The 1,774-nt window shown below is 48.5% G+C and carries 1 pseudogene; it reads right to left on the bottom strand.

Going from position 1 to position 1,774, the window contains the following annotated elements:
* Positions 1–306 precede the first annotated feature (306 nt).
* Positions 307–1,774 (bottom strand): annotated as a pseudogene (locus ACS8FD_RS13620) (YadA family autotransporter adhesin); the annotation flags it as partial.

Raw genomic sequence — 1,774 nt, 5'->3', positions numbered from 1 at the left:
CAAGTCATCGGTATCAACAGAGCCGTGCTGAGCACCAGGGGTCAAATGCCACGTTGGCGTTATGTTTTTTTGGGTACAGCCAGTCATAGCAAATAGTAGAGCAGTAGTGGCTAACAAGCCGTAACGGTAAGCAGATTTTTTCATGATCCATTCCTTAATATATGTTGTGTGTCATTTGACAACGTTTATCTATTTATAAAAGCTATCTATAGACAAACGCTGCCATGAGGTAAGGTGCTTGTACTAGAAATGGAAGCCTGCACCAATGGCACCGCCAGCATTCCCTTGTGTATCCGCTGTACCATTCACTTTAATTACCCAGCGACCGTTGTCAGACACTTTAGACACACCAACGGCCACTGCGCTTTCGCCATTGTACGAGGCGATACCGCCGCCGACCATCGACTTACCTGGGATATACGCTTGTGGCAATGAAGACATTGCCATCGCCGCTGAGATACCAGCATTGGCATCATCTTCGACTTCACCAATTCTGTAGCCTAGGGCGTTGACGCTATCGCCAAGCTTTTTATCAAGAGCATGTAGCTGACCACCGTTAACCGCATCAGTACTGTCCGCTGCAACTCTGCCAGCTTCAACTCCAGTGATGACAGTGTTGGCGGCATTAAAGCCTTCAGTTGTCATGCTAGGACCATCTTTGATCGTGACGCCATTGTCACTAACCACTGTGTTGCCAGTAGTGACGCTGTCGACTTCGATGTTGCCATCTAGGCCAATTTGAATATCACCGTTAGCAGTACTGGTGGTAATGTTATTGCCGCCTTCAAATTGAATGCTGCCATTGTTACCGCCGATGCTCTGACTGATATTGTCACCGTTATCCGCGCCAAAGCTGATACCTGCGTCAAGACGACCAGTATTGTCTGTGATCTGCTCGTTATTGGCTTGGATATCTTCGTTGGCCTGCGCGTTGCCTTGGTTAACAGCAGCGATGGCGTCACTAATGTTACCTTGACCAGTACCGCCGATGTTATTAGCAGTGAGGTTGCCATCAGCATCATAGCTAGCATCGCCGCCGATAATGCCGGCGACGCCGCTACCAAGATTATCTAACTGACCTTTATTAACAGCATCTGATGCTTGAACCCCATTGGCTACGTTAGTAATCGTGGTACCTTCAGCACCGCCACCTAACGTGATGCTGCCTTTATTGACCGTATCATCTGGGTTTTTGTCATACTGAACCGCTGCATTATTGAGAGATGCATTGCTATCACCAAGTGCGTCACTGACTGCTTTTAGCTGCGAGACGTTGACGGCGTCAGAGTCTGCAGTACCAGCGGCAACACCAGTGACTTGACGATATACGTCATTAGCCGCATCGCCTACAGCAATTGCGCCTGTAGTGCTGGTTGTGGCAGCAATAGCGGCATTACTAGCGGCGCCAAATCCTACAATACCAGTACCTGTTGTAGCTGCAGAGCCAAGACCTAGTACTACTGAGCCATTTTGGTTTGCTGTAATGCCGTTACCGATTACGAAAGTATCATCACTGTTAATCGTATTGTTATTACCCACTGAGTAACTGTTATTACCATTGATCGTACTTGGATCACCAAAGGCACCAGAGTTATCGCCATTTACGATGTTACCTGTACCGATACTAATGGACTGCGTGCCGTTGGCTTGAGCGTTATCACCGATGGCAACAGAGGAGGCGCCTGATACTTTTGAGCCTTTACCAATGACCACAGAGTCTTTAGCCGTCTCTGTCGCTTCGGTGTCGTGCCCTAGAGCAACCGTGCTATCAGCG

Source organism: Psychrobacter sp. 1U2 (assembly GCF_051847575.1).
Note: the sequence above shows the minus strand (reverse complement) of the source record. Positions and strands in the feature narration are given on the sequence as shown.